The 534-nt window shown below is 42.9% G+C and carries 1 protein-coding gene; it reads left to right on the top strand.

Going from position 1 to position 534, the window contains the following annotated elements:
• Positions 1 to 534 (top strand): HYR-like domain-containing protein (locus tag ABD690_RS13500; RefSeq protein WP_486303591.1); only part of this gene is annotated, 534 nt, incomplete at both ends.

Genomic DNA, 534 nt, shown 5'->3' with positions numbered 1-534 from the left:
TAGAAGATATTACTGACGATACAAATCCTTGTAATGTCACTATTACACGTACTTGGACTTTTACTGATGCGTGCGATAATGCGTCGTCTGTTTCTCAAACGATTACTATTCAAGATACAACTGCGCCGGTTGCGCCTCAAGCGCCTGCAGATGTTACTTATGAGTGTATAGCGGATGTGCCTGCGGCTGTTGAGTTAACTGCTACGGATAACTGTAATGGTGAGATTGTTGGTACGGTAGAAGATATTACTGACGATACAAATCCTTGTAATGTCACTATCACACGTACTTGGACTTTTACTGATGCGTGCGATAATGCGTCGTCTGTTTCTCAAACAATTACTATTCAAGATACGACTGCGCCTGTTGCGCCTCAAGCGCCTGCAGATGTTACTTATGAGTGTATGGCGGATGTGCCTGCGGCTGTTGAGTTAACTGCTACAGATAACTGTAATGGTGAGATTGTTGGTACGGTAGAAGATATTACTGACGATACAAATCCTTGTAATGTCACTATCACACGTACTTGGACTT

It is taken from the genome of Corallibacter vietnamensis (genome assembly GCF_039537875.1).
GTDB lineage: Bacteria > Bacteroidota > Bacteroidia > Flavobacteriales > Flavobacteriaceae > Corallibacter > Corallibacter vietnamensis.
This window is presented reverse-complemented; position numbering and strand designations above follow the sequence as displayed.